This window comes from Mesorhizobium sp. P2_D5 (assembly GCF_056404355.1).
In genome coordinates this window covers 1,478,694-1,504,261 of the sequence record NZ_JBFUEE010000001.1, presented here as the reverse complement: position 1 = coordinate 1,504,261, position 25,568 = coordinate 1,478,694, and the positions used below count along the sequence as shown (strand labels likewise).

Annotated in this window: 25 protein-coding genes; 7 read left to right on the top strand and 18 right to left on the bottom strand. The window is 63.7% G+C overall.

The window, feature by feature from the left end:
• Positions 1-9: 9 nt before the first annotated feature.
• The 4 genes from AC1DYW_RS06980 to AC1DYW_RS06965 form a co-directional block, all read right to left on the bottom strand.
• The gene (locus tag AC1DYW_RS06980; RefSeq protein ID WP_457155433.1) at positions 10-645 is read right to left on the bottom strand and encodes a 5'-methylthioadenosine/S-adenosylhomocysteine nucleosidase; all 636 of its coding nucleotides are present in this window, start codon (positions 643-645) and stop codon (positions 10-12) included.
• Between the two features lie 4 nt (positions 646-649).
• On the bottom strand, positions 650-1,108 hold the full coding sequence (locus AC1DYW_RS06975) for a PaaI family thioesterase (RefSeq protein WP_095088397.1): 459 nt from the start codon (positions 1,106-1,108) through the stop codon (positions 650-652).
• A gap of 87 nt (positions 1,109-1,195) precedes the next feature.
• Positions 1,196-1,648, bottom strand: a complete 453-nt coding sequence (locus AC1DYW_RS06970; protein ID WP_477225543.1) for a TspO/MBR family protein — start codon at positions 1,646-1,648, stop codon at positions 1,196-1,198.
• A gap of 76 nt (positions 1,649-1,724) precedes the next feature.
• Positions 1,725-3,014, bottom strand: a complete 1,290-nt coding sequence (locus AC1DYW_RS06965) for an RsmB/NOP family class I SAM-dependent RNA methyltransferase (RefSeq protein ID WP_457154926.1) — start codon at positions 3,012-3,014, stop codon at positions 1,725-1,727.
• A 322-nt stretch (positions 3,015-3,336) separates the two neighbouring features.
• Between AC1DYW_RS06965 and AC1DYW_RS06960 the strand changes: the two genes are divergently transcribed.
• Positions 3,337-4,014 (top strand): MIP family channel protein, encoded by a 678-nt coding sequence (locus tag AC1DYW_RS06960; protein ID WP_457154925.1) that lies wholly within the window; start codon positions 3,337-3,339, stop codon positions 4,012-4,014.
• 150 nt (positions 4,015-4,164) lie between these two features.
• Here AC1DYW_RS06960 and AC1DYW_RS06955 read toward each other — a convergent pair whose 3' ends face one another.
• From AC1DYW_RS06955 to hisS, 6 genes are all read right to left on the bottom strand, one after another.
• Positions 4,165-4,803: a class I SAM-dependent methyltransferase gene (locus AC1DYW_RS06955; protein ID WP_477225542.1), complete on the bottom strand. Its 639-nt coding sequence runs from the start codon at positions 4,801-4,803 to the stop codon at positions 4,165-4,167.
• Between the two features lie 65 nt (positions 4,804-4,868).
• The gene (locus AC1DYW_RS06950) at positions 4,869-5,972 is read right to left on the bottom strand and encodes a calcium:cation antiporter (protein ID WP_477225541.1); all 1,104 of its coding nucleotides are present in this window, start codon (positions 5,970-5,972) and stop codon (positions 4,869-4,871) included.
• A gap of 167 nt (positions 5,973-6,139) precedes the next feature.
• Positions 6,140-7,912: an AMP-binding protein gene (locus AC1DYW_RS06945; RefSeq protein WP_477225540.1), complete on the bottom strand. Its 1,773-nt coding sequence runs from the start codon at positions 7,910-7,912 to the stop codon at positions 6,140-6,142.
• Between the two features lie 81 nt (positions 7,913-7,993).
• Positions 7,994-8,692: an ATP phosphoribosyltransferase gene (gene hisG / locus AC1DYW_RS06940; RefSeq protein WP_457154628.1), complete on the bottom strand. Its 699-nt coding sequence runs from the start codon at positions 8,690-8,692 to the stop codon at positions 7,994-7,996.
• Positions 8,689-9,810, bottom strand: a complete 1,122-nt coding sequence (locus AC1DYW_RS06935; protein ID WP_457154629.1) for an ATP phosphoribosyltransferase regulatory subunit — start codon at positions 9,808-9,810, stop codon at positions 8,689-8,691. Before AC1DYW_RS06935 ends, hisG begins: the two co-directional genes overlap by 4 nt.
• A 178-nt stretch (positions 9,811-9,988) precedes the next feature.
• Positions 9,989-11,494: a histidine--tRNA ligase gene (gene hisS, locus AC1DYW_RS06930; protein WP_477225539.1), complete on the bottom strand. Its 1,506-nt coding sequence runs from the start codon at positions 11,492-11,494 to the stop codon at positions 9,989-9,991.
• Positions 11,495-11,744: 250 nt separating this feature from the next.
• Here hisS and AC1DYW_RS06925 point away from each other — a divergent pair, with 250 nt between their 5' ends.
• Positions 11,745-11,999: a hypothetical protein gene (locus AC1DYW_RS06925; protein ID WP_457153568.1), complete on the top strand. Its 255-nt coding sequence runs from the start codon at positions 11,745-11,747 to the stop codon at positions 11,997-11,999.
• A gap of 51 nt (positions 12,000-12,050) precedes the next feature.
• Here AC1DYW_RS06925 and AC1DYW_RS06920 read toward each other — a convergent pair whose 3' ends face one another.
• Entirely contained in the window at positions 12,051-12,689 is a 639-nt protein-coding gene (locus tag AC1DYW_RS06920; RefSeq protein WP_457153567.1) for a DNA-3-methyladenine glycosylase I, read from the bottom strand.
• A gap of 212 nt (positions 12,690-12,901) precedes the next feature.
• Between AC1DYW_RS06920 and AC1DYW_RS06915 the strand changes: the two genes are divergently transcribed.
• Both AC1DYW_RS06915 and AC1DYW_RS06910 read left to right on the top strand, forming a co-directional pair.
• Positions 12,902-13,645 carry a L,D-transpeptidase gene (locus AC1DYW_RS06915; protein ID WP_457153566.1) on the top strand — a complete coding sequence of 248 codons (744 nt, stop codon included), beginning with the start codon at positions 12,902-12,904 and terminating at the stop codon, positions 13,643-13,645.
• A gap of 266 nt (positions 13,646-13,911) precedes the next feature.
• Positions 13,912-14,832 (top strand): bifunctional 5,10-methylenetetrahydrofolate dehydrogenase/5,10-methenyltetrahydrofolate cyclohydrolase, encoded by a 921-nt coding sequence (locus tag AC1DYW_RS06910; RefSeq protein WP_477225538.1) that lies wholly within the window; start codon positions 13,912-13,914, stop codon positions 14,830-14,832.
• Positions 14,833-14,854: 22 nt separating this feature from the next.
• On the opposite strand, the gene glcF is transcribed toward AC1DYW_RS06910, so the two are convergent.
• From glcF to AC1DYW_RS06885, 5 genes are all read right to left on the bottom strand, one after another.
• The gene (gene glcF, locus AC1DYW_RS06905) at positions 14,855-16,180 is read right to left on the bottom strand and encodes a glycolate oxidase subunit GlcF (protein ID WP_477225537.1); all 1,326 of its coding nucleotides are present in this window, start codon (positions 16,178-16,180) and stop codon (positions 14,855-14,857) included.
• A 12-nt stretch (positions 16,181-16,192) separates the two neighbouring features.
• Positions 16,193-17,398, bottom strand: a complete 1,206-nt coding sequence (locus AC1DYW_RS06900; protein WP_477225536.1) for an FAD-binding protein — start codon at positions 17,396-17,398, stop codon at positions 16,193-16,195.
• Positions 17,395-17,979, bottom strand: coding sequence for an ASCH domain-containing protein (locus AC1DYW_RS06895; RefSeq protein ID WP_477225535.1), 585 nt, complete (start codon positions 17,977-17,979; stop codon positions 17,395-17,397). The genes AC1DYW_RS06900 and AC1DYW_RS06895 overlap by 4 nt, the downstream gene beginning before the upstream one ends.
• A gap of 250 nt (positions 17,980-18,229) precedes the next feature.
• Positions 18,230-19,726 carry an FAD-linked oxidase C-terminal domain-containing protein gene (locus AC1DYW_RS06890; RefSeq protein ID WP_477225534.1) on the bottom strand — a complete coding sequence of 499 codons (1,497 nt, stop codon included), beginning with the start codon at positions 19,724-19,726 and terminating at the stop codon, positions 18,230-18,232.
• A gap of 138 nt (positions 19,727-19,864) precedes the next feature.
• Positions 19,865-21,187 (bottom strand): DUF3422 family protein, encoded by a 1,323-nt coding sequence (locus AC1DYW_RS06885; protein WP_477225533.1) that lies wholly within the window; start codon positions 21,185-21,187, stop codon positions 19,865-19,867.
• Between the two features lie 208 nt (positions 21,188-21,395).
• Here AC1DYW_RS06885 and AC1DYW_RS06880 point away from each other — a divergent pair, with 208 nt between their 5' ends.
• Genes AC1DYW_RS06880 through AC1DYW_RS06870 form a run of 3 tightly spaced genes read left to right on the top strand, consistent with a single transcriptional unit; the run spans position 21,396 to position 24,182 of the window.
• On the top strand, positions 21,396-22,175 hold the full coding sequence (locus AC1DYW_RS06880) for an FCD domain-containing protein (protein ID WP_457151378.1): 780 nt from the start codon (positions 21,396-21,398) through the stop codon (positions 22,173-22,175).
• A 43-nt stretch (positions 22,176-22,218) separates the two neighbouring features.
• Positions 22,219-23,355, top strand: coding sequence for an alpha-hydroxy acid oxidase (locus tag AC1DYW_RS06875; protein WP_095088432.1), 1,137 nt, complete (start codon positions 22,219-22,221; stop codon positions 23,353-23,355).
• A gap of 35 nt (positions 23,356-23,390) precedes the next feature.
• Positions 23,391-24,182 (top strand): metallophosphoesterase, encoded by a 792-nt coding sequence (locus tag AC1DYW_RS06870; protein ID WP_477225532.1) that lies wholly within the window; start codon positions 23,391-23,393, stop codon positions 24,180-24,182.
• A 37-nt stretch (positions 24,183-24,219) separates the two neighbouring features.
• Here the strand turns inward: AC1DYW_RS06870 and AC1DYW_RS06865 are convergent, their stop codons facing one another.
• Both AC1DYW_RS06865 and AC1DYW_RS06860 read right to left on the bottom strand, forming a co-directional pair.
• The gene (locus AC1DYW_RS06865; RefSeq protein WP_257784452.1) at positions 24,220-24,351 is read right to left on the bottom strand and encodes a hypothetical protein; all 132 of its coding nucleotides are present in this window, start codon (positions 24,349-24,351) and stop codon (positions 24,220-24,222) included.
• 436 nt (positions 24,352-24,787) lie between these two features.
• Positions 24,788-25,486, bottom strand: a complete 699-nt coding sequence (locus AC1DYW_RS06860) for a type 1 glutamine amidotransferase (protein WP_477225531.1) — start codon at positions 25,484-25,486, stop codon at positions 24,788-24,790.
• Positions 25,487-25,568: the final 82 nt, after the last annotated feature.

Sequence of the window (25,568 nt, the reverse complement as noted above, 5' to 3'; positions counted from 1 at the left end):
TATTTCCGGTCAGGCGCTCAGCAAGCCATCGCCGATCGCCTGTTCCAGCCGCCCGACCGCTGCGGCCAGTTTCTCGTCGATGACGTGTAGATATTCGGTCCAGTCGCCGACGTGCCGCAGATCCGCCGCGCCGTCGGAAATGCCGCGCAGCCCGATCAGCGGGATGTCGAACAGCTGGCAGGCGCGCAGGCAAGCGAAAGTCTCCATGTCGACCATGTCGGCGGCAATTGCGTCATAGGCGGCGCCGGTGACGATCGCGCCACCGGTGGACAGCGTTGCCTCCCTCAGGTCGGGTATCCTGAACGGCAGCGGCACGGTCACCGGCAGGTCAAGGAAAGGCGTCGCGCCCTGTTCGAAGCCGAGCGGCGAGGCGTCGATGTCGCGGTAGCTAACCGACACGGCCTGGTAGATTTCCGTCTGCTCCAGCGTCCGGCTGCCGGCCGAGCCGAGCGATACGACGAGGTCCGGCAGGGTCTTCCGAGACTTCAGCAAGGAGAGTTCGGCGCCCAGCCTGACGCCGGCCTCGACCGGTCCAACGCCGGTCATCAGCGGCGTGAACAGCCGCTTGAGGTGCGGGCCATACTCGGCCTCGGCAGCCATCACGAAGAGGACGCCCTTGCCGCCAAGCCGCACAATCTTGCCCATCGGATCAGCCTTCGATGCCATCACGCCCGACCACCGTCATCATCGTTCCGGTCATGGTGGCGATCAGCTTGGCCTCGCCGTCGGCGGCAAAGGCATAGGCCTGGCCGTCGGCGACGATGATGGTGCGGCCGGGTTTTGTCACCGAACCGCGGAACAGGAAGCGTTCGCCCCTGCCCGGCGCCAGCAAATTGACCTTGAATTCGATGGTCAGCACGCCGGAGTTTTCCGGCATCAGCGAGAACGCGGCATAGCCACAGGCCGAGTCCAGCGCTGTCGAAATGACGCCGGCATGCAGGAAACCGTGCTGCTGGGTCAGTGCCGCCGAATAAGGCATCTCGATCTCGATGATGCCCGGCGTCACCAGCGTCAGTTCGGCGCCGATCGTGGCCATGGCCTGCTGGCGCGCGAAGGAGGTTCTGACGCGATCCTCATAGTCCGGGGCGGGTACGATCTTTGCTGCCATGGCCGCTGCCTTTCTTTATGCGGATAAGCTTATTGCAGAGGCATGGGCGGCAGGCAAATGCTTTTGCTGCACTGCAGCAAACCGATCTTAGTTCAGCCAGAGAAGCGATGCGTTGAGCAAGGTGGCAAACGCAACCCATGCCGCATATGGCGCGAACAGCCATGCGGATGCCCGGTCGCGGTTCCAGGCCGTGGCGATGAACAGCCCAATGCTGGCGAGAAGAAGCACGATCACAACAAGCGCGAGCCCCATCATCTTGGCTCCGAAGAAGGTCGGCGACCATAGCAAGTTCAGCACCAGCTGGACGGCCCAGATCTTCATCGCGGCTCCCGACGACGCTTGCAGCCATGTCCGCCAGCCGGCCACGGCGATCAGGAGATAGAGGAGTGTCCAGGCAGGTGCAAAAACCCAGTTGGGTGGATTGAAGGGCGGCTTGGTGAGCGATGCATACCAGGCACCCGGCAGCGTCGCATAACCGATCAGCAGGCCCCCGCCGAGCACCACAATGACGAAAAGCAGAAGCGACAGATATCTTTGCAAGAATCCTATCCCGCGATCGCGGCCAGACGCGCCGCATCTGCAACTGGGGCGCTATCGCCGCCTGTCAACGGCAGCGTCAGTTCGCCTTGCGCAACGCACAGAAGTAAAACCCATCCGTGCCGCTCAACGCCGGCGACAGCGAGACGTCGCCGGCCGGACCGATCCGCACGGCCGTCTGATGGCCGGGAAAACGGCTGTCCCAGAGCGCGCGATGATCGACCGGGACAAAGCCGCTGTTGCGGTGCCGGAATGCCGCAACCTGCTCGCCATTCTCCTCGTCGAACACCGAGCAGGTGATGTAGACCAGCAAGCCGCCTGACTTGACGTAGGCTTTGGCGGCTTCCAGGATCGCCGACTGCTCGCCCTTGCGGGCGTCGAGCTGTCTTTGCGTCAGTCGCCATTTGGCATCGGGACGGCGCCGCCAGGTGCCGCTGCCGGTACAAGGCGCGTCGACCAGCACGATGTCCATATGGTTGCCGAGCGGAGCGAGTTCGGCCGGCTTGGTGACGACCTGCACATTGCGGTTTTCCGAGCGACGGATGCGGTCGAAGATCGGCGCCAGCCGCGCCTTTTCGGCGTCGTGGGCAAATATCTGGCCCCGATTGTCCATCGCAGCCGACAGCGCCAGTGTCTTGCCGCCGGCGCCGGCGCAGAAGTCGAGCACCTGCATGCCGGCCTCGGCGCCGGAAAGGGCAGCCACGACCTGCGAGCCTTCGTCCTGGACCTCGAACCAGCCTTTCTGGAAAGCCGGCTCGGCCTGCACGTTGGGGTGCCTGCCGTCGCCATCGATCGGCGGGATGCGGATGCCTTGCGGCGCGATGGCGGCTGGTTTGGCGCCGGTTCCGGTCAGTTCAGCCAGCACCTTGTCACGGTTGGCCTGCAACGTGTTGACCCTGAGGTCGAGCGGCGGTCGCGTCGCCAGCGCCGCCCCCTCATCAGCCCAGGTGTCGCTGAAGGTTTTCTCGAAAAGCGGCACGCACCAATCGGGTATGTCGGCCCGCACCGCGGCCGGTGCATCGGCGAGCCGGCGTTCGGAAATGGCCTGAAGCTCGGTGGCAGTCAGCAACGGCGGCGCGAATTTGTCACCGTCGAGCGCATCGTTCAGCGACTGCGCCGTCTGGCCCCATTCGAGCAGCAGCGCGCCGAAGCCGATGGCGCGCGGCGTGTCTTCCCCCAACAGCCAGCCGGCGGAACGCTTTCGGCGCAAGCCGTCATAGACGATGTTGCCGATCGCCGCGCGGTCGCCGCCGCCGGCAAACCGGTGCGACAGGCCCCAATCCTTCAGCGCGTCCGCAACCGGCCGGTGACGCCGGCCGATGTCTTCCAGCACTTCGATGGCCGCAGCCAGCCGTCCGCCCAGTCGCATTCGTCATTCCATCAAATCGAGCACATGATCTCCGGGCCTGCTCTTAGAGCCTTTCGCGACTGGATTGAACCCCGCTTCTGTCTCATGCCGACGAGGTTGTCTTGACCGAGGCAGGCTGATCGCCCGACCAGTAAATGTCCTTGGTCAGCAACAACAGATCAATCAATAGATGACAGGTTTCTAATGTTCGTAACTGGCGCCTGCAAGTACGCGATCTGGTGCAACCGCTCTGCTTTCCAAGTTATTCGGTTGGGAATACTCTTGCCGCCATGATTCGCGGCACGGAAAACGTGGACCGGCGGATCGCTACGAGGAGAGGGCAATGAAGACTTATCTGGCGGAAGTTCTAGGCACATTTCTGTTGGTGTTCATCGGTACGGCTTCGGTGGTGACGGGCGGCTTCGGCGGTGCGCTGCCGCTCGGCCAGGAAGGCATCGGACTGGCATTCGGCATCGGTCTCATTGCGGCGGCCTATGCGATCGGCCCGATTTCAGGTGCGCATCTCAATCCGGCGGTGACGCTCGGTGTCTTCCTTGCCGGCCGGCTGCCGGCCAAGGACGTCATCCCCTACTGGATTGCGCAGATCATCGGCGCCATCCTGGCCTCGCTGGCATTGTGGATCATCGTCTCCGGCCAGGCTGGCGGACACACCGGCGGCTTCGGCGCCAATGGCTGGGACGTGGCGAAATGGGGCGTCAGCTCTGCGTTCCTGTGGGAACTGATCGGCACGTTTACCTTCGTCACCGTGATCCTCGGTGTCACCGCTGAAAAGCACTCGACGGCGTTCGCTGGGCTGGTCATCGGCCTGACGCTGGCAGGGTTGCACTTCGCCATCATCCCGGTCACCGGCACCTCGCTCAATCCGGCCCGCTCGATCGGCCCGGCGCTGTTTTCCGGCAGTGCTGCGATCGGCCAGCTCTGGCTGTTCATCGTCGCACCGTTGATCGGCGGCGCCATTGCCGGCGTCGTCGCCAAGGCGCGTGTCTTCGAGAAGGACTGAGGTTTGGACGCTTGAATACGAAAAAAGGCGCGGGCCGTGGCCCGCGCCTTTTTTTGCCGACCCTGCCGCGTCTCAACAACAAGGCCATACCTCACTCGCCCGTTTTCGCACGCTCGGTCGAGCGCGCGGGGGGAACTCGCCTATAGCTTTCTAAAGAAGCCGGACAGAATATTTCGGACCCGCTTCGTCGGACCGCAGTCTGATTCCGTCCTCGAAGCAGTTCAGTGTCACGCACTCGAAGCCGCTGTGTGCGAGGAGTGCCACCAGCGAGTCACGGTCGAAGTGGTGCAGGTGCTCGTTGGGGAGACGCATGCGCCACGTGTGGAACCACGCGTCGCCGTCGGCGCCGAGCTCGCGCCAGCGGCAATAAGGGACGGCGACGGCCAGATAGCGGGCCTGAAGGCGGGCGAGGAAACCCAGATCAGGGATGTGCTCCAGCACGTCGAACATGGCGACGAGATCCCACGAGCTGGCGAGCGCCTCATCCCAATCGACAAAGCGGACGCCCTTGGGCAGCGGAAACTTGGCGATGTCGCAGCCGGCGCAGTCGGACACTCCGGTTATTTTCGCGGCCTCGACGAATGTGCCCGTGCCATATCCAATCTCCAACACGGACCGGGGAATCTCGCCGGTGATTCCAAGCACCCAGCCAAGTCGCTGATACCCGAGCTTGATGGTCCGGTCACTCAGGTCCTCGTAATAGGAAATGTATTGCTTGTCGTATTTGATCGGGGTGAAGTCGATCTGGTGGATCACGCCAAACTCGTCCACCTCGTAATTGTCCAACATCAGCGCGCAGCCTCCGATTCCGAATTCCTAAATCACAGACAACCGCGGATCTGGGCGCAAACCGGTCATGGTATAAATATAAGAAATATATACGTAAAAAATACCACGATATGGACCATGCCAGTCAGGAATGTTGTTCTTTCGGTACTAAAACTCACGTTGCATATGAAGAGTGCTAAAACTAGAAGTACTGCATCAGTCGATGGAAGCCCAAGGGTTAATCCTCTCCCCGTTAGCAGGCTGGCGGCTGCGACCGCAGGTATTGTCAAACCAATTGTAGCGCATGCGGAACCCATCGCAACATTCAAGCCGCGTTGCAGCTCATTGTGAAGTGAAGCGCGAACCGCCGAAATGGCCTCCGGCATCAAAACCAACCCGGCGATCAATGCTCCCACAATACTGTCGGACTGGGTCACCTGGTAGGCAACGAGCGTATCTTCAACACCTGCGGCGACTTGCTCGGCGAGCATGACAATTCCAATCAGCCCGATCAACAGGAGCAAAGTGCTGACAGCGATGCTTTCGTGAGGGGCGGTCCGCATCGAAGCGTCGTGTTCTTGCCCTTGGACGAAGTCGTCTCGGTGCCGGACAGTCTGAGCGAACACAAAACTTGCATAGAGCAGCACTGAAAGCACGGCTACGAAGCCTAGTTGAGCAGCTGAAAATGTGCCAGGGCCCGTAGTTTGTGTGTAGGTTGGCAAAATAAGCGTCATGACGGTCAGTGCGGCCAGAACCGCCAAATATGCGCTGGTCCCTTGTCGAACAATTGCCTGCTTGCGATGACGCCAGCCGCCAAGCGCGAGACACATGCCGACAACGCCGGTAGATGTAATCATCATCGTTGAAAAGACGGACTCACGTGCAAGCGTGGGGTTGTTCTCTCCATGCAGCATCATGGAAACGATGATCGACACTTCGATTGCCGTCACGGCAAAAGTCAGTACCAACGTGCCGTAGGGTTCTCCTACACGCCGAGCCACCGCCTCTGCATGGTCGAGCACCACGAAAATGGTGGTGAACATAATGGCACTCGAAAGCCCTCCGACAAGGATCCTGACGCCCAGCGAACCTTCATCCACCGACAGCCCGCTTGCCCTGACTGCGACAGCCATCATCAAGGCGGCCAAGGGCATCGCATAAGAGGTGACCGATCGTTGGAAAACACTCATTCAAGCCCCCATGCGCCTGCGAAACTTGCTGAAAACCCATGGGGAGCACCTTCGCCAATGTCCGGCAGACCCCCATTCGACCCTCACAAACAACGTCAGCCCGCGGCTCCAAACGATGCCGCGGGATCGCGACCTTGGCTGCATTCAAAATCGAAGCGCTGCTCCCCTTAAGCCGTCTTCTGCGTCACCAATCCCAGTTCCTTGACCATCGCCTCGCGCATCAGAAACTTCTGCGGTTTGCCGGTCACCGTCATCGGCAGTTCGGTGCGGAAGCGGATGTGGCGCGGGATCTTGTAGTGGGCGATCTGGCCGGCGCCGAAGGCCTTGATCTCCTGTTCGGTGGCGATCTGGCCTGGCTTGAGCACGATCCAGGCGCACAGCTCCTCGCCATATTTTGGGTCTGGAATGCCGAACACCTGCACTTCCCTGACCTTGGGATGGCGGTAGAGGAATTCCTCGACCTCGCGCGGATAGACGTTCTCGCCGCCGCGGATGACCATGTCCTTGACCCGGCCGACAATGTTGCAATAGCCCTCGGCATCGATGGTGGCGAGATCGCCGGTGTGCATCCAGCCATCGGTGTCGATCGCCTCGCGGGTCTTCTCGATGTCGTCCCAATAGCCCTTCATCACCGAATAGCCGCGCGTGCACAGTTCGCCCGGCGCACCGACGGCGACGGTGGCGCCGTCGGCATCGACCGCCTTGACCTCGACATGGGGGTGGATGCGGCCGACCGTCGAGACGCGTTTTTCCAGCGGGTCGTCGACGCCGCTCTGGAACGACACCGGACTTGTCTCGGTCATGCCGTAGGCGATCGTCACTTCTGACATATGCATCAGCGACACCACTTTCTTCATCACCTCGATCGGGCATGGCGAGCCGGCCATGATGCCGGTGCGCAGGCTGGAGAGATCGAAGGACTGGAAGTCCGGATGATCGAGCAGCGCGACGAACATGGTCGGCACGCCATAAAGCCCGGTGCAGCGCTCATTCGCCACCGCTTTCAGCGTGGCGCCGGCATCGAACCCCTCGCCCGGGAAAACCATGGTCGAGCCCTTCGACACGCAGCCCATGGTGCCCATCGACATGCCGAAGCAGTGATAGAGCGGCACCGGGATGCACAGCCGGTCGTCGACGGTCAGCTTAATCGCCGAGGTGACGAAATTGCCGTTGTTGACGATGTTGTTGTGGGTCAGCGTCGCGCCCTTGGGTGCCCCTGTCGTACCTGACGTGAACTGGATGTTGATGGCGTCGCCGGGCTTCAGCCCCTCCGAGATGCGGTCGAGGCTGTCATGCTCGTCGCGCCCGGCCATGGCCAGCACATCGGCGAAATTGAACATGCCGGGTGAGTTGTCCTCACCCATGCGGATGACGATCTTCAGCGCCGGCAGCTGCTTTGCCTTAAGCTTGCCGGGGGTGGCTGTCGCGAGCTCCGGCGCCAGCGTCTCGATCATGCCGAGATAGTCGGAGGTCTTGAACTTGACCGCGGTCACAAGCGCCTTGCAGCCGACCTTGTTCAAGGCATAGTCGAGTTCGGTCAGCCGATAGGCCGGGTTGATGTTGACCAGGATCAGGCCGATGCGCGCGGTGGCGAATTGCGTCACCAGCCATTCCCATCGGTTGGGCGACCAGATGCCGACGCGATCGCCCTTTTCAAGGCCCAGCGCCAGGAAGCCGGCGGCCAGCGCATCGACCGTGTCCGACAGTTCGCTCCAGGTGAAGCGCTTGTCCTGGTCGACGAAGACCGCAGCATCGAGCGTGGCGTATTTACTGGCGGTGTCGGAAAACAGAGCGGGAACAGTCTTGTTGAGCAGCGGCGTCGAGCGCTCGCCGGAAACATGCGCCTTGCCGTCGACGGGTGCCACGAAGACATCGCCATTGCGCGATCCACGCCCGCGCAAATTGGTGGCATTCTTCAGCTCGTCGAGATTGATCGGCATCGCTGTCTCCTCCCAGGACGGGTCGAGCCTATCAGCCCGCCGGGATGGTGGAAATCCCGTCGATGGTACTGGAGGGCATCCTCAGCTGACGATGGCCGCCATCTTCGCGGCCACATCGCGCAGAAGCGCCTCATCCGCCGCCGCGCGCGTCTTTTTTGACGCCACCAGACAGGCCTGCGAGCGCAAAACCAGGCCGTCGCCGAGCACCTTGAGATGATTGGCGCGCAGCGTGGAGCCGGTGGTGGTGATGTCGACGATGACATCGGCCAGGCCCGCCGCCGGCGCCCCTTCGGTCGCGCCGAGGCTCTCGACGATGCGATAGACCTGGATGCCGTGTTTTAGCGAGAAGAACTGCTGCGTCAGCCGCCAGTATTTGGTGGCGATCCTGAGCCGCCGGCCATGGCGCTGACGAAAATCGGCGGCGACGTCGTCAAGATCGGCCATGGTGTCGACGTCGAGCCAGATGTCGGGCACGGCGACCACGACATCGGCATTGCCGAAGCCGAGACGGGCGACGATTTCGGCGCGGGTTTCCCAGTCGGCAAGGTTCTCGCGCACCAGGTCCTCGCCGGTGATGCCGAGATCGACCGCGCTCTGGCCGATCTCGCCAGCAATCTCGGAAGCCGACAGGAAAGCCACTTCGATGCCTTCCGAGCCTTCGATGCGGGCGCGGTAGGAACGCTCGTCGCCGGGCAGGCTGACGGCGAGCCCGGCCTTGGCCAGCACCTCCAGCGCCTGCTCCTTGAGCCGGCCTTTCGACGGGATTGCCAGGGTGATCATGGCGCCGTCTCCCGCAATGCGTCGATGCGATCGAGCCAGACGGAAAAGCCGACGCCGGGGATCGGCGTCTTGGCGCCAAGCAGCGTCAGCAGCCGGTCGTAGCGGCCGCCACCGACGAGCGGCCGTTCGCCATCTTGCGCCGCGATTTCGAAGACCAGGCCGGTGTAGTAGTCGAGCGGTCGGCCGAAGGCGGCGTCGTAGCGGATCCTTCCCGTCGGCAAGCCATGCGCTTCGATCGCCTTGGCGCGGGCGGCGAAATTCTCCAGCGCGGCGCCCAGCGAGAGCCCGGCACCGGCGGCGAAGGTCGCCAACGCCTGGGCCGCGCCGTCGAGCGGCACGTCGATCGCCAGAAAACTCTTTAGTGCCGCGAAGGCCTCGTTGGATAGCCGCACGCTGCGCAACTCAGCTTTCTCGATCAGTCGACGCGCTATGTCGGCTGGCGAGCGCCCAGCGGAGGCCGACAGGCCGGCCTCTTCCATGCCACTGGCGATGTGCGCGGACAGACCTTCGAGATCGCCGTCGAGGACAAGGGAAGCGACCGGACCGGAGAGTTGGCCGTTGCGTGGCGGGTTGGCTAGATCGGCGAGTGCTGCCTGCAGCATCGGCGCCGAGCCGAAGGCGCGGGCAAGACGCATGCGCCAGCCGCGCGGCAGCCCAAGGGCGGCCAGCACGGCCTCGAAAATGGTCTGGTCGCCGAGCGTGATCGCCAGCGCCTGGCGGGGCAGCACCAGGGCAAGCAGCGCATGTGCGTCGGCCAGCGAACGGGCATCGGCCTCGGCGGTGTCACGATCGCCTAAATCCTCGATGCCGGCCTGGAAGAACTCGTTGCCGCCTTCGCGGCGCTGGCGGAACACCTCGCCCAAATAGGAATAGCGGCGCGGCGTGCCCGCCTGCGATCTTATGTGGTCGAGACAGACCGGAATGGTGAATTCCGGCCGCAGGCACAGCGCCTGACCGGTTTCGCTTTCGGTGAGAAAGATACGCCGGCGAAGGTCTTCACCGGCCATGTCGAGGAACGGATCGGCCGGCTGCAGCACGGCAACCTCGACCGCATGCGTGTTGCGCTCGGCGAAGAGATTGATGATGTCGGCTGATATGGCAGGGTAGCGGGAGGTCATTGATCAGACGGGCGCGAGGCACCCCCCTCTGGCCTGCCGGCCATCTCCCCCTCAAGGGGGGAGATTGGATGTCGCGTAGGCTTTCGCCAATCTCCAGCGTTGAAGAAGAGGCGCCGAGCCTCAAGCTGCCAATCTCCCCCCTTGAGGGGGAGATGGCCGGCAGGCCAGAGGGGGGTGTTCAAGCGCCACCTTTGGCGCGATCGGCGGCCTGCGCCGCCAAGATCTTCTTCACCTCAGTGACCAGTTCGCTTTCCGCCACCGTCACCTGGGCTGGGCGCGCGGCGCGCCATTCGGCGTTGTCGGTGATTTCGGCCGACATGCGCGCGCCTTCGATCAGATCCTTGATCTGCAGCTCGCCCTTGGCGCGCTCGTCGCCGCCCTGGATGATTGCGACCGGGCAGCCGCGCCGGTCGGCATATTTGAGCTGCGCCTTCATGCCGGCGCCGCCGAGATACATTTCGGAACGGATGCCGGCAGCCCGCAGCGCCGCCACCATCTTCTGGTAGCGGCCGAGGCTGTCGGTGTCCTTGTCCATGACCAGCACGACGACCGGCGCGATCACATCAGCGCTGTCGAGCTTGCCGAGGTTCTTCAGCGCGGTCATCAGCCGGGAGACGCCAATGGAGAAACCGGTCGCCGGTACCGGCTCGCCGCGAAAGCGCGAGACGAGGCCATCGTAGCGGCCGCCGCCACCGACCGAGCCGAAGCGGACGATCTGGCCGTCCTCATTGGGGATCTCGGCCAGCAGTTCGGCCTCGAAGACTGGGCCGGTGTAGTATTCTAGGCCACGCACGACGGAACGGTCCATGGCGATGCGGTCTTCGGCGTATCCCGCGGCCCGGACCAGGGCTTCGATCGTCGAGAGCTCGCCAACGCCTTCCTGGTAGACCGCATTCGTGCTGACGCTGGAATCCTGACCAGCCTGTGCATTCCTCGCTGTCGCACGAAGAACCGCCTCGGCTTGTCCGTCATTCAACCCGGCGCCCTTGGCGAAGTCGCCCTCGCCTTCCTTGCCGCCATCCCAACGCCCCGGCCCAAGCAGAAGTCTCACGCCTTCCGGCCCTAGCTTGTCCAGCTTGTCGATCGCCCGCAGCACCGTCAGCCGGCGGCCGGCATTGTCGTCGCCGCCAAGGCCGATCGCATCCAGCACGCCGTCCAGCACCTTGCGGCTGTTGACGCGGATGACGTAGTCGCCGCGCTTGATGCCGAGCGCTTCCATCACGTCGGCCATCATCATCGCCATCTCGGCGTCAGCCGCCACGCCCGGCGTGCCGATCGTGTCGGCATCAAACTGCATGAACTGGCGGAAGCGGCCGGGGCCTGGCTTCTCGTTGCGGAACACCCAGCCGGAGCGGTAGCTGCGATACGGCTTGGGCAGCCGCTCGTAATTCTCGGCGACAAAACGCGCCGTCGGCGCAGTCAGGTCGTAGCGCAGCGACAGCCACTGGTCGTCATCATCCTGGAAGGAGAACACGCCTTCGTTCGGCCGGTCCTGGTCGGGCAGGAACTTTCCCAGCGCATCGGTGTATTCGATCAGCGGCTGGTCGGCCGGTTCGAAGCCATAGAGCTCATAGACCGAGCGGATCGTCGCCATCATCTTCTCGACGGCGCGGATGTCTTCGGCGCTGCGGTCGGCAAAACCGCGCGGCAGCCGCGCTTTCGTCTTTTCCGATTTGTCGGCCATGGAATGGGTACTCGGTGTTTCGTGGCGCTGTGCGATAGGAAATTTCCTATTTCCGCAGCGCGCGTGTCCTAACCGATGCAGCTTTGTGCGGCAAGGGTTTGCCGCCTTGCCTCTCCCTGTCGGGAGAAGGCAGAGGCGAACCGCCCCGAAACAAAAACGCACCGAAAATGAAACATTCCCGCCATGGGTGCGGCATCGTGCCGACACAATCGCAGCCGATAAGTCGCGCCGACACGAAGGGGTTCGGGCCATGACCAGCACAGCAAGATTCCATGCCATCGACGGCAGCGCAGGCGACTTGCCCGCGCGCCTGCGTCCAGCCGACATCCACGCCCAGAAAATCGTCAGCCAGGCCGCCGGTCCGTTCGAGATACCGGCCGACACCGGCAAGGGACCATCCATGCGCGACGCATTGATGACCGGCCTGCTGGTGATCTACCCGACCGTGGCCACGGTGGTGGCGATTGTCGCCGGGCTTTTCCTGGCCAGCGCCAACGGCACCTGAAGGTACCCACCCGCGCCTTCGGGCGACTCACCAAAAGGGATGCAAGCGCCGCTACTTCGGCCGCTTGAAAGCCTTTCGCTCTTTCTCGACTTGCTTGCGGCAGACGCAGCCCTCGAGATGGTCGTTGACCAGGCCCATGGCCTGCATGAAGGCGTAGACCGTGGTCGGGCCGACAAAGCTCCAGCCGCGCTTCTTCAGCTCCTTCGATATCCGAACCGAGACGGCGGTGGTCGGGTTGGCGCGCAGATGGGCGAGGTCGACGATTTCGGGACGCTCGTCCTTGCCGGGTTCGAACCTCCAGAACCAGGCGGCCAGCGAGCCGAATTCGTCGGCCATCTCGCGGGCACGCTTGGCGTTGTTGATGGTCGAGACGATCTTGCCGCGATGACGGATGATGCCGGCATTGCCAAGCAGGCGCTCGACATCCTTGTCGGTGAAGGCGGCGACCTTGTCGAATTCGAAATTTGCGAAGGCCTCGCGAAAATTCTCCCGCTTGCGCAGGATGGTGAGCCACGACAGGCCCGACTGGAAACCCTCGAGGCAGATCTTTTCGAACAGCCTGCGGTCGTCCGCCACCGGCCGGCCCCATTCATGATCGTGGTAATGCAGATAGTCGGGCAGATTGCCGTGCCAGAAGCAACGCGCGACACCGTCGGGGCCGGCGAGCAGGCCGGTGTTTTCTTTTTCCATAGCCAAAAATCCGTCCGTTAACGCGCCTTTGCGCTGCATTTACTGCGGCTTTACCAGATTCCTGAACCCAGCGGTAACCACACCAAGAGGTTTACTGACAACAGCGCATTTTACGCATTCCGATTCATGTTTCGGTTGCTGCTTACGCGCCAATGATCGCCAAACCGGGGGGCGTTCCACCCGGTTGTATCAGACGATCAAGGTGCGTTCCGATGAAGACAGTTCTGTTTCCCGTGCTCGGCGCCGCGGCTGTGTTTGCCTCGGGCGTCACGCCTTCAACCGCCGGCGATCGCTACGCCGACAGGCCGCCGGTTATGGTGAGCCCCGACCTTTCCGCCCCCTGGGTGCTGCAGCTTGGCCATGCGCCCGGCATCGTTCGCCAGAACCGCCAGGTCGTGCAGCAGCCGCGCCTGCGCTACGCTCAACCGGGGCAGCCTGACCGGGTGCAGACTGCGGCCGTGCAGCCGCCTTCCAAGCGGATGGTCATGCGTCCGCAGATCAACCCGATCTACCTGCCGCAGGAAGTCGCCTATGACGGCCCGCAGAAGCCGGGCACGATCGTCATCGATACGACCCAGAATTTCCTCTTTCTGGTCGAGAAGAACGGTAAGGCACGGCGCTACGGCGTCGGCACCGGCAAACCCGGCTTCGAATGGTCGGGCACGCACAAGATCACCAACAAGCGCGAGTGGCCGGACTGGCGCCCACCGGCGCAGATGATCAAGCGCGAAGCCGCCAAGGGCCGCTACCTGCCGACCTACCTGGCCGGCGGCCTGGAGAACCCGCTCGGCGCACGCGCGCTCTATATCGGCACGACCGAATATCGCATCCATGGCACCAACCAGCCATGGACGATCGGCGGCGCGGTGTCGTCCGGTTGCATCCGCATGCGCAACGAGGACGTGGTCGACCTCTATGAACGGGTCAATGTCGGAACCACTGTCGAGGTGATATAGTTCCGGCGACGAATCACTTGGCCGGCAAAGCACCTCGCTTTTGGCGACCAGTCTGAAGATACGGGGGACGGGCCGTATGGGGATGCGGCCAGTCAGGAAGGGCAGCACGGGAAACCGCGCTGCCCTTTCCGTTTCGACCGGAGCCTGAGGGTCAGCGACACTCCCTGGTCGGCACGTCGCGCAAAAAGCATGACGGTTCGCTTTCGTGCTGCCCTTGGCGATGTTCTTTTGCTATGTCGGCGGCAACCAAGCAAAAGAGTTCGCCCATGTCCCTGTCCGACGACAGCCGCTATCTCAAGGGCGGCCCGGTTGCCCAGCGCATCATTGCCGCCGTGCGCGAGGATGCAACGATCGCCAAAGCCGAGGGGTTTCCGCCCAAGCTGATTTCGATCACCGTCGGCGACACCGCAGCGGTGGATGTCTATGTGCGCAACCAGCGCGCCAAGGCGCAACTGGCCGGCATCGATTTCGAGGAACGGCGCTTTCCCGCCACCATCACATCAGGCGAACTGGAAGCGGCCATCCACGGCCTGAACGCCGATCCGCGGGTCACCGGCATCATCATCCAGCGGCCGGTGCCGGCACATATCCCGGTCCGGACGCTGCAGGCGGCGGTGCATCCGCTCAAGGATGTGGAGGGCATGCATCCGGCTTCGATCGGCAACATCGTCTACAACCAGCTCGACCTCGCGCCCTGCACGGCCGCCGCTTCGGTCGAGCTGCTGAAGGAGACCGGCCTCGACCTCAAGGGGCTGGAAGTGGTCATCGTCGGCCATTCCGAAATTGTCGGCAAGCCGATCGCCTTCCTGCTGATGAGCGAAGGCGCGACGGTGACGGTCTGCCATCACATGACACGATCGGTTGCCGCGCATGCGCGTCGCGCCGATGCGCTGTTCGTCGCCGTCGGCAAGCCGCGGCTGATCAAGGCCGACATGGTCAAGCCGGGTGCGGCGGTCATCGACATCGGCATCAATTCCGAGATCGGCCCTGACGGCTCCAGCCGTATCGTCGGCGACGTCGACACCGAAAGTGTGCGCGAGGTCGCCTCCTGGATCACGCCGGTGCCGGGCGGCGTCGGCCCGATCACGGTGGCGATCCTGCTGCGCAACACGATGGTGGCGCTCAGCCGGCAGCGCGCGCTCTATGAAGCGACCTACGGCACGGCCGACAGGTTGGCGGCCGAGTAAGCACCGAGACGGGCTATGAGGCCTACTCGGCGGCGATCAGGCTGTCTTCCGCAACGCCTGCCGGCGTCGGCCCGCCATAGGCCCAGTCGAGCAGCTTTATCGTATGCACCACCGGCATCTTCGCCGCAGACGCGATCTGGGTGATGCAGCCGATGTTGCCGGTGGCGACGATCGAAGCCCCCGTCGCCTCGATGTTTTTCACCTTGCGATCGCGCAGCTTGGCCGAAATCTCGGACTGCAGGATGTTGTAGGTGCCGGCCGAACCGCAGCACAGATGGCCCTCGCGCGGCTCACGCACGATGAATCCGGCCTTGGTCAGCAATTCCTTCGGCTGGCGGGTGATCTTCTGGCCGTGCTGCATCGAACAGGCCGAATGATAGGCAACGACCGTGCCCGGCTTGCGCACCGGCTCGGGCAGCTCGATGCCTGAGAGATACTCGGTGATGTCCTTGGCCAGCGCCGACACCCGCGCGGCCTTGTCGGCATAGGCCGGATCAAGACGGAGCATGAAGCCATAATCCTTGATCGTCGTGCCGCAGCCGGATGCGGTGATGACGATGGCATCGAGCCCGCTTTGTTCGATGGCGCGCGTCCAGGCGTCGACATTTTGCCTCGCCGAAGCGAGTGCAGCCTGTTCCCGCCCCATATGATGGACCAGCGCGCCGCAGCAGCCCTCGCCCGGCGGCACCACGACCTCGACGCCGAGCCGCGTCAGCAGCGAGATCGTCGTCTCGTTGATGGCGGGATCAAGCACCGATTGCGCGCAGCCGGTGAGGATGGCGACGCGGCCTTTTTTGGCCCCTTGCCCGGCATAGATACCCGGTGAGGCCATCGGTGACGTTTTGGGGATCGATGCCGGCGCGAGCTTGAGCATCGCGCCAAGCGGCTTCAGCGCTTGGACCTTCCCGAACAGGCCAATGAACGGCTTGCCCAGCCTCGCCAGCCTGAGTGCTGCGCGAAAGCGCGCGGGATAGGGCAGCACGAAGGCAAGCATGGCGCGGGTCAGGCGGTCGAGCAGCGGCCGCTTGTAGGTCTCCTGGATGTGGGCACGGGCATGGTCGACCAGATGCATGTAGTTGACGCCCGAGGGACAAGTGGTCATGCAGGCAAGGCAGGACAGGCAGCGGTCGATATGGGTGACGATCTCCTTGTCGGCGGGACGGCCGTTCTCCAGCATGTCCTTGATCAGGTAGATGCGCCCGCGCGGCGAATCGAGCTCGTTGCCGAGCGTGACATAGGTCGGGCAGGTGGCGGTGCAGAAGCCGCAATGCACGCATTTGCGCAGAATCTTCTCGGATTCCGCGACATGCGGATCGGCGAGCTGGGCAAGCGAAAAATTGGTCTGCATCGCGATCTAGTCCTAGGCCATGCGGCCGGGATTGAGGATGTTTCTTGGGTCGAATTCCTGCTTCAGCCGCGCGCTAAGTGCGGCCAGCGCCGGTGCCTGCGGCTCGAAAACCGGCAGGGCGGCGCGATGGGAAGGGGCGGCGCGCACCAGCGTCGCATGGCCGCCGCCATGTTTTCTCAACAGCCCACGCAGCAAAGCGGCTTCCGGGTCGCCCTCTTCCATGCGCAACCACACCAGCCCGCCCTGCCAATCATAGAACGCGCTGACAGCGGCCTGCATGCGCAGCGTCAGAACCATCTGGTGGCCCTCTCCCGGCGTCATCGACACACGCCAGACCGGCTTCTCGGTGCCGTCGGCGAAGGGCCTGCAATCGCGCACATCGCGCCAAATGGCGATTGAAGCCTCGCCGGAAATCTCCTCCAGCGGTCCAGCCTTGCCGAGCAGTGTTTTCAGAGCGGCGATGCGATAGGCGACGGAAGGGCCAAAACCTTCGACGCGCAGCAACGTCGCGGCCTCGCTGCCAAGCGTGCCGCCGGCGACGCGCGCGGCGATGCGCTCCGGCAGATGGGCAGCGCTCGACACTTCCGCGCTTGAGCCGAGCGCCAACGCCATGGCGGCGGCGGCGGCATCGTCGAGCAGGCCGCGGACAGCGAGCGTGACCTCGGTCTCGGCGGCGGGCAGCACTTTGAAGGTGACGTCGGTGAACACGGCCAGCGTGCCCCAGCTGTTGGCCATCAGCTTCGACAGGTCATAGCCAGTGACGTTCTTGACCACGCGACCGCCGGATTTGAACGCCTCGCCACGGCCGGAAACGGCATTGATGCCCAGGATATGATCCCGCGCCGCGCCCGCCTTCAGCCGGCGCGGGCCAGAAAGGTTCGCCGCAAGCACACCGCCGATGGTGCCTTTGCCAGGCTCGCCACCAAGCAGCGGGCCGTAGTCCATCGGCTCGAAGGCAAGCTGCTGGGCGTTTTCCGCCAGCAGCCTTTCGATGTCGGCCAGCGGCGTGCCGGCCTTGGCCGACAGCACCAGTTCGGCGGGCTCATAGAGCGTAACGCCGGTAAGCTTGGACAAGTCGAGCGTGTGTTCGCTCTGTTGCGGACGACCGATGCCGCGCTTGGAACCATGTCCAAGGATTTCCAGCGGAGATTCCTCCGCCGCAGCCCAGGCAACGGTGGACAGGACTTCGTCCAATGTGGTCGGGGTAAAAGACGTCAAAGCCTGTGCTCCCGGAGCTTTTCGAGCACGGCTTCGCCCCTTGGCGACAGACGGTAACCGACCTCGAGGCTCTCGGTGAGGCCGAGTTCCTTGAGCTTGCGGACATCCTGCTTGAATTTCAGCGTTTCGACGCCGGCCATCGCAGCCAGCTCAGCCGCCCGCACTTCCGGGTGGGCGCCGATCGTCCGCAGGATCGACGGGAAGTGGCCCGGTGCGGTCTTGTCCCAGCGCGCAAATCGTGCGGTCAGGGCGTGCCAATCCGCATCGGAAAGCGAGGCCTCGCCACGCAAGGCAACGCGTTCGTCGGGTTCGATACCGTTGAGTTCGATGCGGTAGACCGGGGTGCCGTCATCGGAGCCCAGCATCTCCTGAAGAGCTCCGAGTGCCGGAAAGCCGGCCGCAGTTGCGTCCTTTTCCGTCAGTGCGGACATGTCCACAATCGCAATATCGCCGATCAGCACGACGCCCGACGCCGTCCTCACCCGCCCGCCGGCCTTGACCGTCGGCCGCTTCCAGCGGCGAAAGGCGAGCGTCACTTCCTTGCGCGCGATCTTGTCCAGCGAGGATTGTTTGAACAGCAATTCAGACCTCACTCGGGTATTGGGCGAAGCCTGCGCCAAACAGAGGTGTGGAGATGCCGCGATCCTTCCCACCCCCCTTTGTCCTGCCGGACATCTCCCCCGCAAGGGGGGAGATCAGATCGTCACCACGGCTTTCGCAAATTCCTTTGGTTGAAGGATAAGCACCAGCATTGCGGCCAGCCAATCTCCCCCCTTGCGGGGGAGATGTCCGGCAAGACAGAGGGGGGTGTTCAAGCGCCGACATTTCCCCTCAAAACCTCGGAATGTCGGGAAACGCCACCTGCCCCCGGTGCACATGCATGCGCCCGAGTTCGGCGCAGCGGCGTAGCTGCGGGAAGACCTTTCCCGGGTTGAGCAGGTGGTTGGGGTCGAAGGCACATTTGACCCGCATCTGCTGGTCGAGGTCGATCTGGTTGAACATCTCCGGCATCAGGTCGCGCTTCTCGACGCCCACGCCGTGTTCGCCGGTAAGCACGCCGCCGACCTTGACGCAGAGCCGCAATATGTCGGCGCCGAAGCTTTCGGCCTTGTCGAGTTCGCCGGGCACATTGGCGTCGTAAAGGATCAGCGGATGCAGATTGCCGTCGCCGGCGTGAAAGACATTGGCGACGCCGAGACCGTATGTCTCCGACAGCTCGCGCATGCCGGCGAGCACGCGCGGCAGTTCCTTGCGCGGGATGGTGCCGTCCATGCAGTAATAGTCGGGCGAGATGCGGCCAACCGCCGGAAAGGCCGCCTTGCGGCCGGCCCAGAAGCTCAACCGCTCCTGCTCCGACTGCGAGATGCGGCAGGTGGTCGAACCGTTCTTGTAGGCGATAGCTTCGACAAGGCCGATCAGGTGATCGACCTCGACGCTCGGCCCGTCGAGTTCGACGATCAGCAGCGCCTCGACATCCAGGGGATAGCCGGCATGGACGAAATCTTCCGCGGCATGGATCGCCGGCCGGTCCATCATTTCCATGCCGCCCGGAATGATGCCGGCGCCGATGATGTCGGCGACGCACTGGCCGCCCTGCTCGCTGGTCGGAAAGCCGATCAGCAGGGCGCGTGCGGTCTCCGGCTTTTTCAGGATGCGCACGGTGACTTCGGTGACGACTCCGAGCAGACCTTCCGAACCGGTCATGACACCGAGCAGGTCGTAACCTTCCGCATCGAGGTGACCGCCGCCGAGCCGCACCATCTCGCCATTCATCAGCACCATCTCGATGCCGAGCACATTGTTGGCGGTGAGGCCGTATTTCAGGCAGTGCACGCCGCCGGAATTTTCCGCGACATTGCCGCCGATCGAGCAGGCGATCTGGGAGGATGGATCGGGGGCGTAGTAGAAGCCCTCCTGCTCGACGGCGGTGGTTATGCCGAGATTGGTGACGCCCGGCTGGGCGACTACGACGCGGTTGGGGAAATCTATCGCAAGAATGCGGTTGAAACGGCTCATGACCAGCAGCACCGCGTCTTCCAGCGGCAATGCGCCGCCAGACAGCGAGGTGCCGGAGCCGCGCGGCACGACCCGGATGTTGCGGTCGTTGCAGTATTTCAGCACGCGGGAAACCTGCGCCACCGTCTGTGGCAGCACGACGACCAGCGGCAGCTGCCGATAGGCGGTCAGGCCATCGCTCTCGAAGGCCCGCATGGAATTGGCGGCGTCGACGACGCCCTCGCCCGGCACGATGATGCGCATGTCGGCGACGATCTCGTCGCGCCGGCGCATCGTGGCGTCGTCTGGTTTCGGCATGGCCAGGCCGGACATCAGCAGCCTCGTTTTGCTTGACTGGTCAAAATCTTTTACCAGTGAAGCGCGACGGTTGCAAATCCCACTTTGGCGGAAAGTCCAAAGTCACCGCCGGACGGGCTTCCGCAGCGGCAATCTGCCGCTGCGGGTACAGCCCTATTCGCCGGCCGGCTTGCCGGGTTCGGAATGCATCCGGCGCACGCGGCGCACACCCCACCACACCAGCAGAATGGCGACGGGTACCGAGGCCGCGGTGACGACCTCCGGCGCGAAGGCATGGCCGAAGATCGTGGCGCCCTTGGCGACATAGCCGACGAGGCCGACCACATAATAGGAGACGGCGGCGACAGAGAGGCCTTCGACGGTCTGCTGCAGGCGCAGTTGCAGGCGGGCGCGATTGTTCATCGACGCCAGCAGGTCGCGGTTCTGCTTCTCGACCTCGACATCGACCCAGGTGCGCAGCAGCGTCGTGGCGCGGGTCAGCTTGCGCGACAGATTGGCCTGGCGCTCCTCGACCGAACGGCAGGTCCGCATGGCCGGTGCGACGCGGCGCTGCAGGAACCCACCCCAGGTGTCGTAGCCGGGCACGGCTTCTTCCTCGAGCGCTTCCAGCCGCTCGACGACGATGCCGTCATAGGCGCGGCTGGCGCCGAAACGGTAGAGGCTCGACGCGGCGTCCGCTTCCAACTCGGCGGCAAGCTCGGTCAGGTCGGCCAGCAGCGTCTGGCTATCGCGGGTTTCGGCGACCTTCATTTCCAGCGTGGTCTGCGCCAGCCTGTCCTCGATGCGGCGGGCGCGGCCGGACAGGGTGAGCGCCAATGGCAGGCCGAGCATGGCTAGCGTTCGGTAGGTTTCGATGTCGATCAGCCGTTGCGACAGCGCCCCGGTTCGCGCCGGCGTCAGGCCGCGGTCGAGCACCAACATGCGGGTCATGCCGTCGCCATCCTGGCGGAAATCGGTGACGATGGCGGCGTTGCCGCGTTCGACCAGCGAATAGCACAGGCTGGTCGGGTCGAAGCCGCCGATCAGCCGCTCACTCGCTTGCGTCCACTTGCGGATTTCGAGCCTGATCCCCGAGATGACGGTTCCCGGCGGGGAAAACCCGTTGCCGAACGGCGAGTCCTCCAGCGCCCTGCCGCTTTCGGAGAGCGGGCCTTCCCACAGGTAGGTCGAGAATTCCGTGTGCCGCTCCCAGCGCAGCGAGCCCTTGCCCCACTTCATGGCGTGGTGGCGGGCCTGGCGGTCGGGCGCGGCAATGCCCAGACGCCGCGACAGTTCGGACAGCACCGCATGGTCGACACCGGATCCGCCCTCGGTCATGAAGGCGAGTTGCACCAGGACACGCGGCTTGTCGATCAGCGGATGCGGCCGGGCATGGACCTCGCCAAGCGCACCGGGCCGGCCCTCATGCGCGGGAAAACCCATGACGCTGCCCTTGGCGCGCGGCTGGAACTCGAGATTGGACGGGTCGTCTGACACGGCTTGTCCCCCGGGGTTCTCTAGACCCTCTTACATTGCGTCCCTCTAGGGCCAATGGCCAGATGACGCAAACAGCAAAGTTTAGCCGAAGACGATATGGCGTCAGGCGTCAAAATCGACCCGCTTCGACCAATTGGATAAATAATTTGACCAGTTGGCGACGCAGGCTTTATCCTGCACGACAGCGGTTCACCTTCCAGGCATTCTGTTGAGCGACATTTTTTCCAGGATCGAGCATTCGCGCACCGCCGACGAGGTGGTGCAGCAGATCGAGAGCCTCATCCTGGAAGGCGTGCTGCGCACCGGCGACCGGTTGCCTGGCGAGCGCGAGCTCGCACGCCAGTTCGACGTGTCGCGGCCGATCCTGCGCGATGCTCTCAAGGCGCTCGAAGGGCGCGGCCTTTTGACGACCAAGGCCGGCGGCGGCACGCATGTCGCCGACATCATTGGCCAGCTGTTCACCAAGCCGGTGGCCGACCTGATCTCGATGCATCGCAAGGCGGTGGCCGACTACCTGGAATACCGCCGCGAGATCGAGGGCGTCGCGGCTGAGTATGCGGCGCGACGCGCCACGCCGGAGGATTTGGCGCTGCTCGACCGCATCATGGCGCGCATGGACGAAGCGCACCGGACCGGCGATTTCGACGACGAAGCCGAAATCGATGTCGAGTTCCACCACGCGATCTGCGAGTGTGCGCACAACATCCTGCTCTTGCACACGCTGCGCTCCTGCTACCGGCTGCTGTCGGAAGGCGTGTTCCAGAACCGGCTGCTGGTGTTCACCGTGCCCGGCGCGCGCGACGCGCTGCTTGCCCAGCACCGGGCGATCCATGCCGCGGTGAAGGCCGGTGACCCTGCGGCCGCGCGGCAAGCGGCGATGGACCACATGATCTATGTCGAGCGGTCGATGGCCGAGGCCGAGCGCAGCGGCGACTGGCAACGCGTGTCGCGGCTGAGGCTCAGGCAACGTTCTGAAGGGGCCAGATGAACCCACACGCAGACGCTCCCAGGACTGATAAGCGGGAACCCTCATGAGCCAAATCCTCACAATCGCCGATCTCAAGGACCTCGCGCGCCGCCGCGTACCAAAAATGTTCTTCGAATACGCCGATTCCGGCGCCTGGACGGAAAGCACCTACCGGGCCAACGAGGAGGATTTCGCCAAGATCAAATTCCGCCAGCGCGTGCTGGTCGACATGAGCAACCGCTCGCTGGAGTCGACCATGATCGGCGAGAAGGTGGCAATGCCGGTGGCGCTGGCGCCGACTGGCCTGACCGGCATGCAGCATGCCGATGGCGAGATGCTGGCGGCGCAGGCGGCCGAGGAGTTCGGCGTGCCATTTACCCTGTCGACGATGAGCATCTGCTCGATCGAGGACGTCGCCTCGGTGACCAGGAAGCCATTCTGGTTCCAGCTCTATGTGCTGCGCGACAAGGATTTCGTGCTCGACCTGATCGACCGGGCAAAGGCGGCGAAGTGCTCGGCGCTGGTGCTGACGCTCGACCTGCAGATCCTCGGACAACGCCACAAGGATGTCCGCAACGGACTTTCGGCGCCGCCCAGGATGACGCTGGCCAACATCGCCGACATCGCCATTCGCCCGCGCTGGTGGATGGGCATGGCCGGCACCAAGCGCCGCACCTTCCGCAACATTGTCGGCCACGCCAAGGGCGTCGGCGACGTCGCCTCGTTGTCCTCCTGGACGACCGAGCAGTTCGATCCGCATCTATCATGGAAGGATGTCGCCTGGATCAAGGAACGCTGGGGCGGCAAGCTGATCCTCAAGGGCATTCTCGACAAGGAAGATGCGCTGATGGCGGCCAAGACCGGCGCCGACGCCATCATCGTCTCCAACCATGGTGGGCGGCAACTTGATGGCGCGTCGTCTTCGATCATGGCGCTGGAAGAGATTGCGGACGCGGTCGGCGACACGATCGAAGTGCACATGGATGGCGGCATCCGCTCCGGCCAGGATGTGCTGAAGGCGCTCTGCCTCGGCGCCAAGGGCACCTATATCGGCCGGCCATTTCTTTACGGCCTGGGTGCGCTCGGCAAGGAAGGAGTTACCAAGGCATTGGAAATCATCCGCAAGGAGATGGACATCACGCTGGCGCTGTGCGGAAAGCGTCTGGTCACCGACATGGGCAAGGACCAGCTCCGGCGCTAAGTCCGTGACAGCTTGACCACGGAGACGGCGCAGAGTTGGCAGAACCCGGCATCCATTTTCTCGACGCGCATGGGCCGGAAGGTGTGCGTCTTTATGCGATCGGCGACGTGCATGGCCGGCTCGACCTGCTGGCCGCCATGCATCAGCGGATCGAGGAAGAGATCGTGCGGGATGCGCCTGCCGACTGGCGCGTCATCCATCTTGGCGACTATGTCGACCGTGGACCGGACTCTAAAGGCGTCATCGACTTCCTGATCGAGGCGCGAGAGCGCGATCGGCGGCATGTGATGCTGGCCGGCAACCACGACGTCGGCTTTCTCGACTTTATCAAGAAGCCCGACCCGGAAGGGCTCTTCATCCGTTTCGGCGGCATCCAGACGGCGCTGTCCTACGGCGTGGCGATCAGTGAAGGCACCAGCATGTGGTTCGGCAAAGCCGACGCCGCCGTGCGCAAAGGACATGAATCCCTGGTCGAGGCGGTGCCGCAAACCCATATCGATTTCTTGCGATCGCTGCGGCTTTCGCTGACGCTCGGGGATTTCTTCTTCTGCCATGCGGGCATCAGGCCGGGCATCGCGCTGGCAAGGCAAAACCCGCAGGATCTGATGTGGATCCGCGACATCTTCCACAATTACCAGGGCCTGTTCCCGAAGATCGTGGTGCACGGGCACACGCCGGTGCCGGAAGCGGAGGTGATGGCCAACCGCGTCAATGTCGACACGCTTGCCTGGCAATCAGGCATGCTCAGCGCGCTCGTCGTCGACGGCCCGGACAAACGCATCCTGACGATCACGATCAAGGAGGCTGGGACGACGAAGGGAGCTTGAGCGCGGCGCGTCCGGGGACGCGAAAAACGCTCCGGCTTTAACGAAGCGAGGCGGTGACGCCGTAGCCGTCGACGGCGTTGTGGTTGTTGGCTGCGTCGGCGGAATAGATGCCGAGGCCGCACAGCACGATGGCGGACAACATGGCAAAGGACAGAAGCGCTGCTTTCACGGACGTCATCTCTTGTTGAGCTTGCTGCATCTGTGCACCAGGCGGTTACCAATGCGTTGAAACGGAGAATTCGCTTCAAAGTTTCGACGATTTCGCGCTTCTAGGCGCGTTCTGTATCGACGGTGTGTCGCGCGGGTCACACCAAAGGTTCATCGCGGTTGCACAGCCGATGCAGAGCGCGCGCCTTCTAGGATGACGGGCGGACACAAGCCAAGGATGAAAGGGTTTTCCCCAGGCGGTTTCACCGCCGCGTGCCAATTATGTCACGCGGCAGGACACTGGGGTGCTCAAATTAGGGTGTGTGAGATTCAGGTCAGGCCGAGCCGAAAACGATGGGTTCCGAGAACCGGAGCGGAGCGTACTTTTGGGTACGTGAGCACCGGAAGCGCAGGAAGCCGACGTTTGCAGGCCGGCATCACCTGAATATCAACACACCCTAGATCGTCGCCACCCAGGCGCGGGCAATGGCCAGGCCGGCAGCGTCGGCATCAGGCCCGTTGCGGGCCATTTCGCCATCGAGCTTGCCGGCCCAGTCGGGATGGCGCGCGGCGATGGTCGGGGCAAAGGACGTGCTCCAGTCCTGCACCATCGGCCGGTCGGCCTCGAAATGGAACTGGAAGCCGTAGACGGCGCGGCCGACGCGAAACGCCTGGTTCTCGGCGACATCATTGCCGGCAAGCCGCACGGCGTTCTCAGGCAGCACGAACGTGTCGTCGTGCCACTGGAAGATCGGGAATTTTTCCGGCAACGCGCCCAGCACCGGATCGGCCTTGGCGTCCGGGGTCAGCGACACGCCGTGCCAGCCGAACTCGTTGGCGCCACCGATGCGGTTCTCGCCGCCGAAGGCGCGGGCAACGAGCTGGCTGCCGAGGCAAATGCCGAGCACGGCACGGTCCTTGTCGGCGAAATCGCGGGTCAGTTCGAGCAGAGCCGGGAAATAGGGGTAGTCGTCATCGTCCAGCGCATTCTGGCCACCGCCGAGCACCACCATGGCGTCGTGCCCGCCAGCATCATCCGGCAGGGGATCGCCCTTGTAGGGCAAACGCAGATCGAGGTCGGCGCCGGCTTCCGCCAGAGCCGCGCCGACCTGACCCAGACCGGTATTGTCGTAGTTCTGGACCACCAGCACCCGCATCGCAAAACCCTGCTGACATTAAAATGATGCGAGGAGCGATATCATGCCGCCAGCATTGCAGCCAAGATGCGTGTTGCGGGAG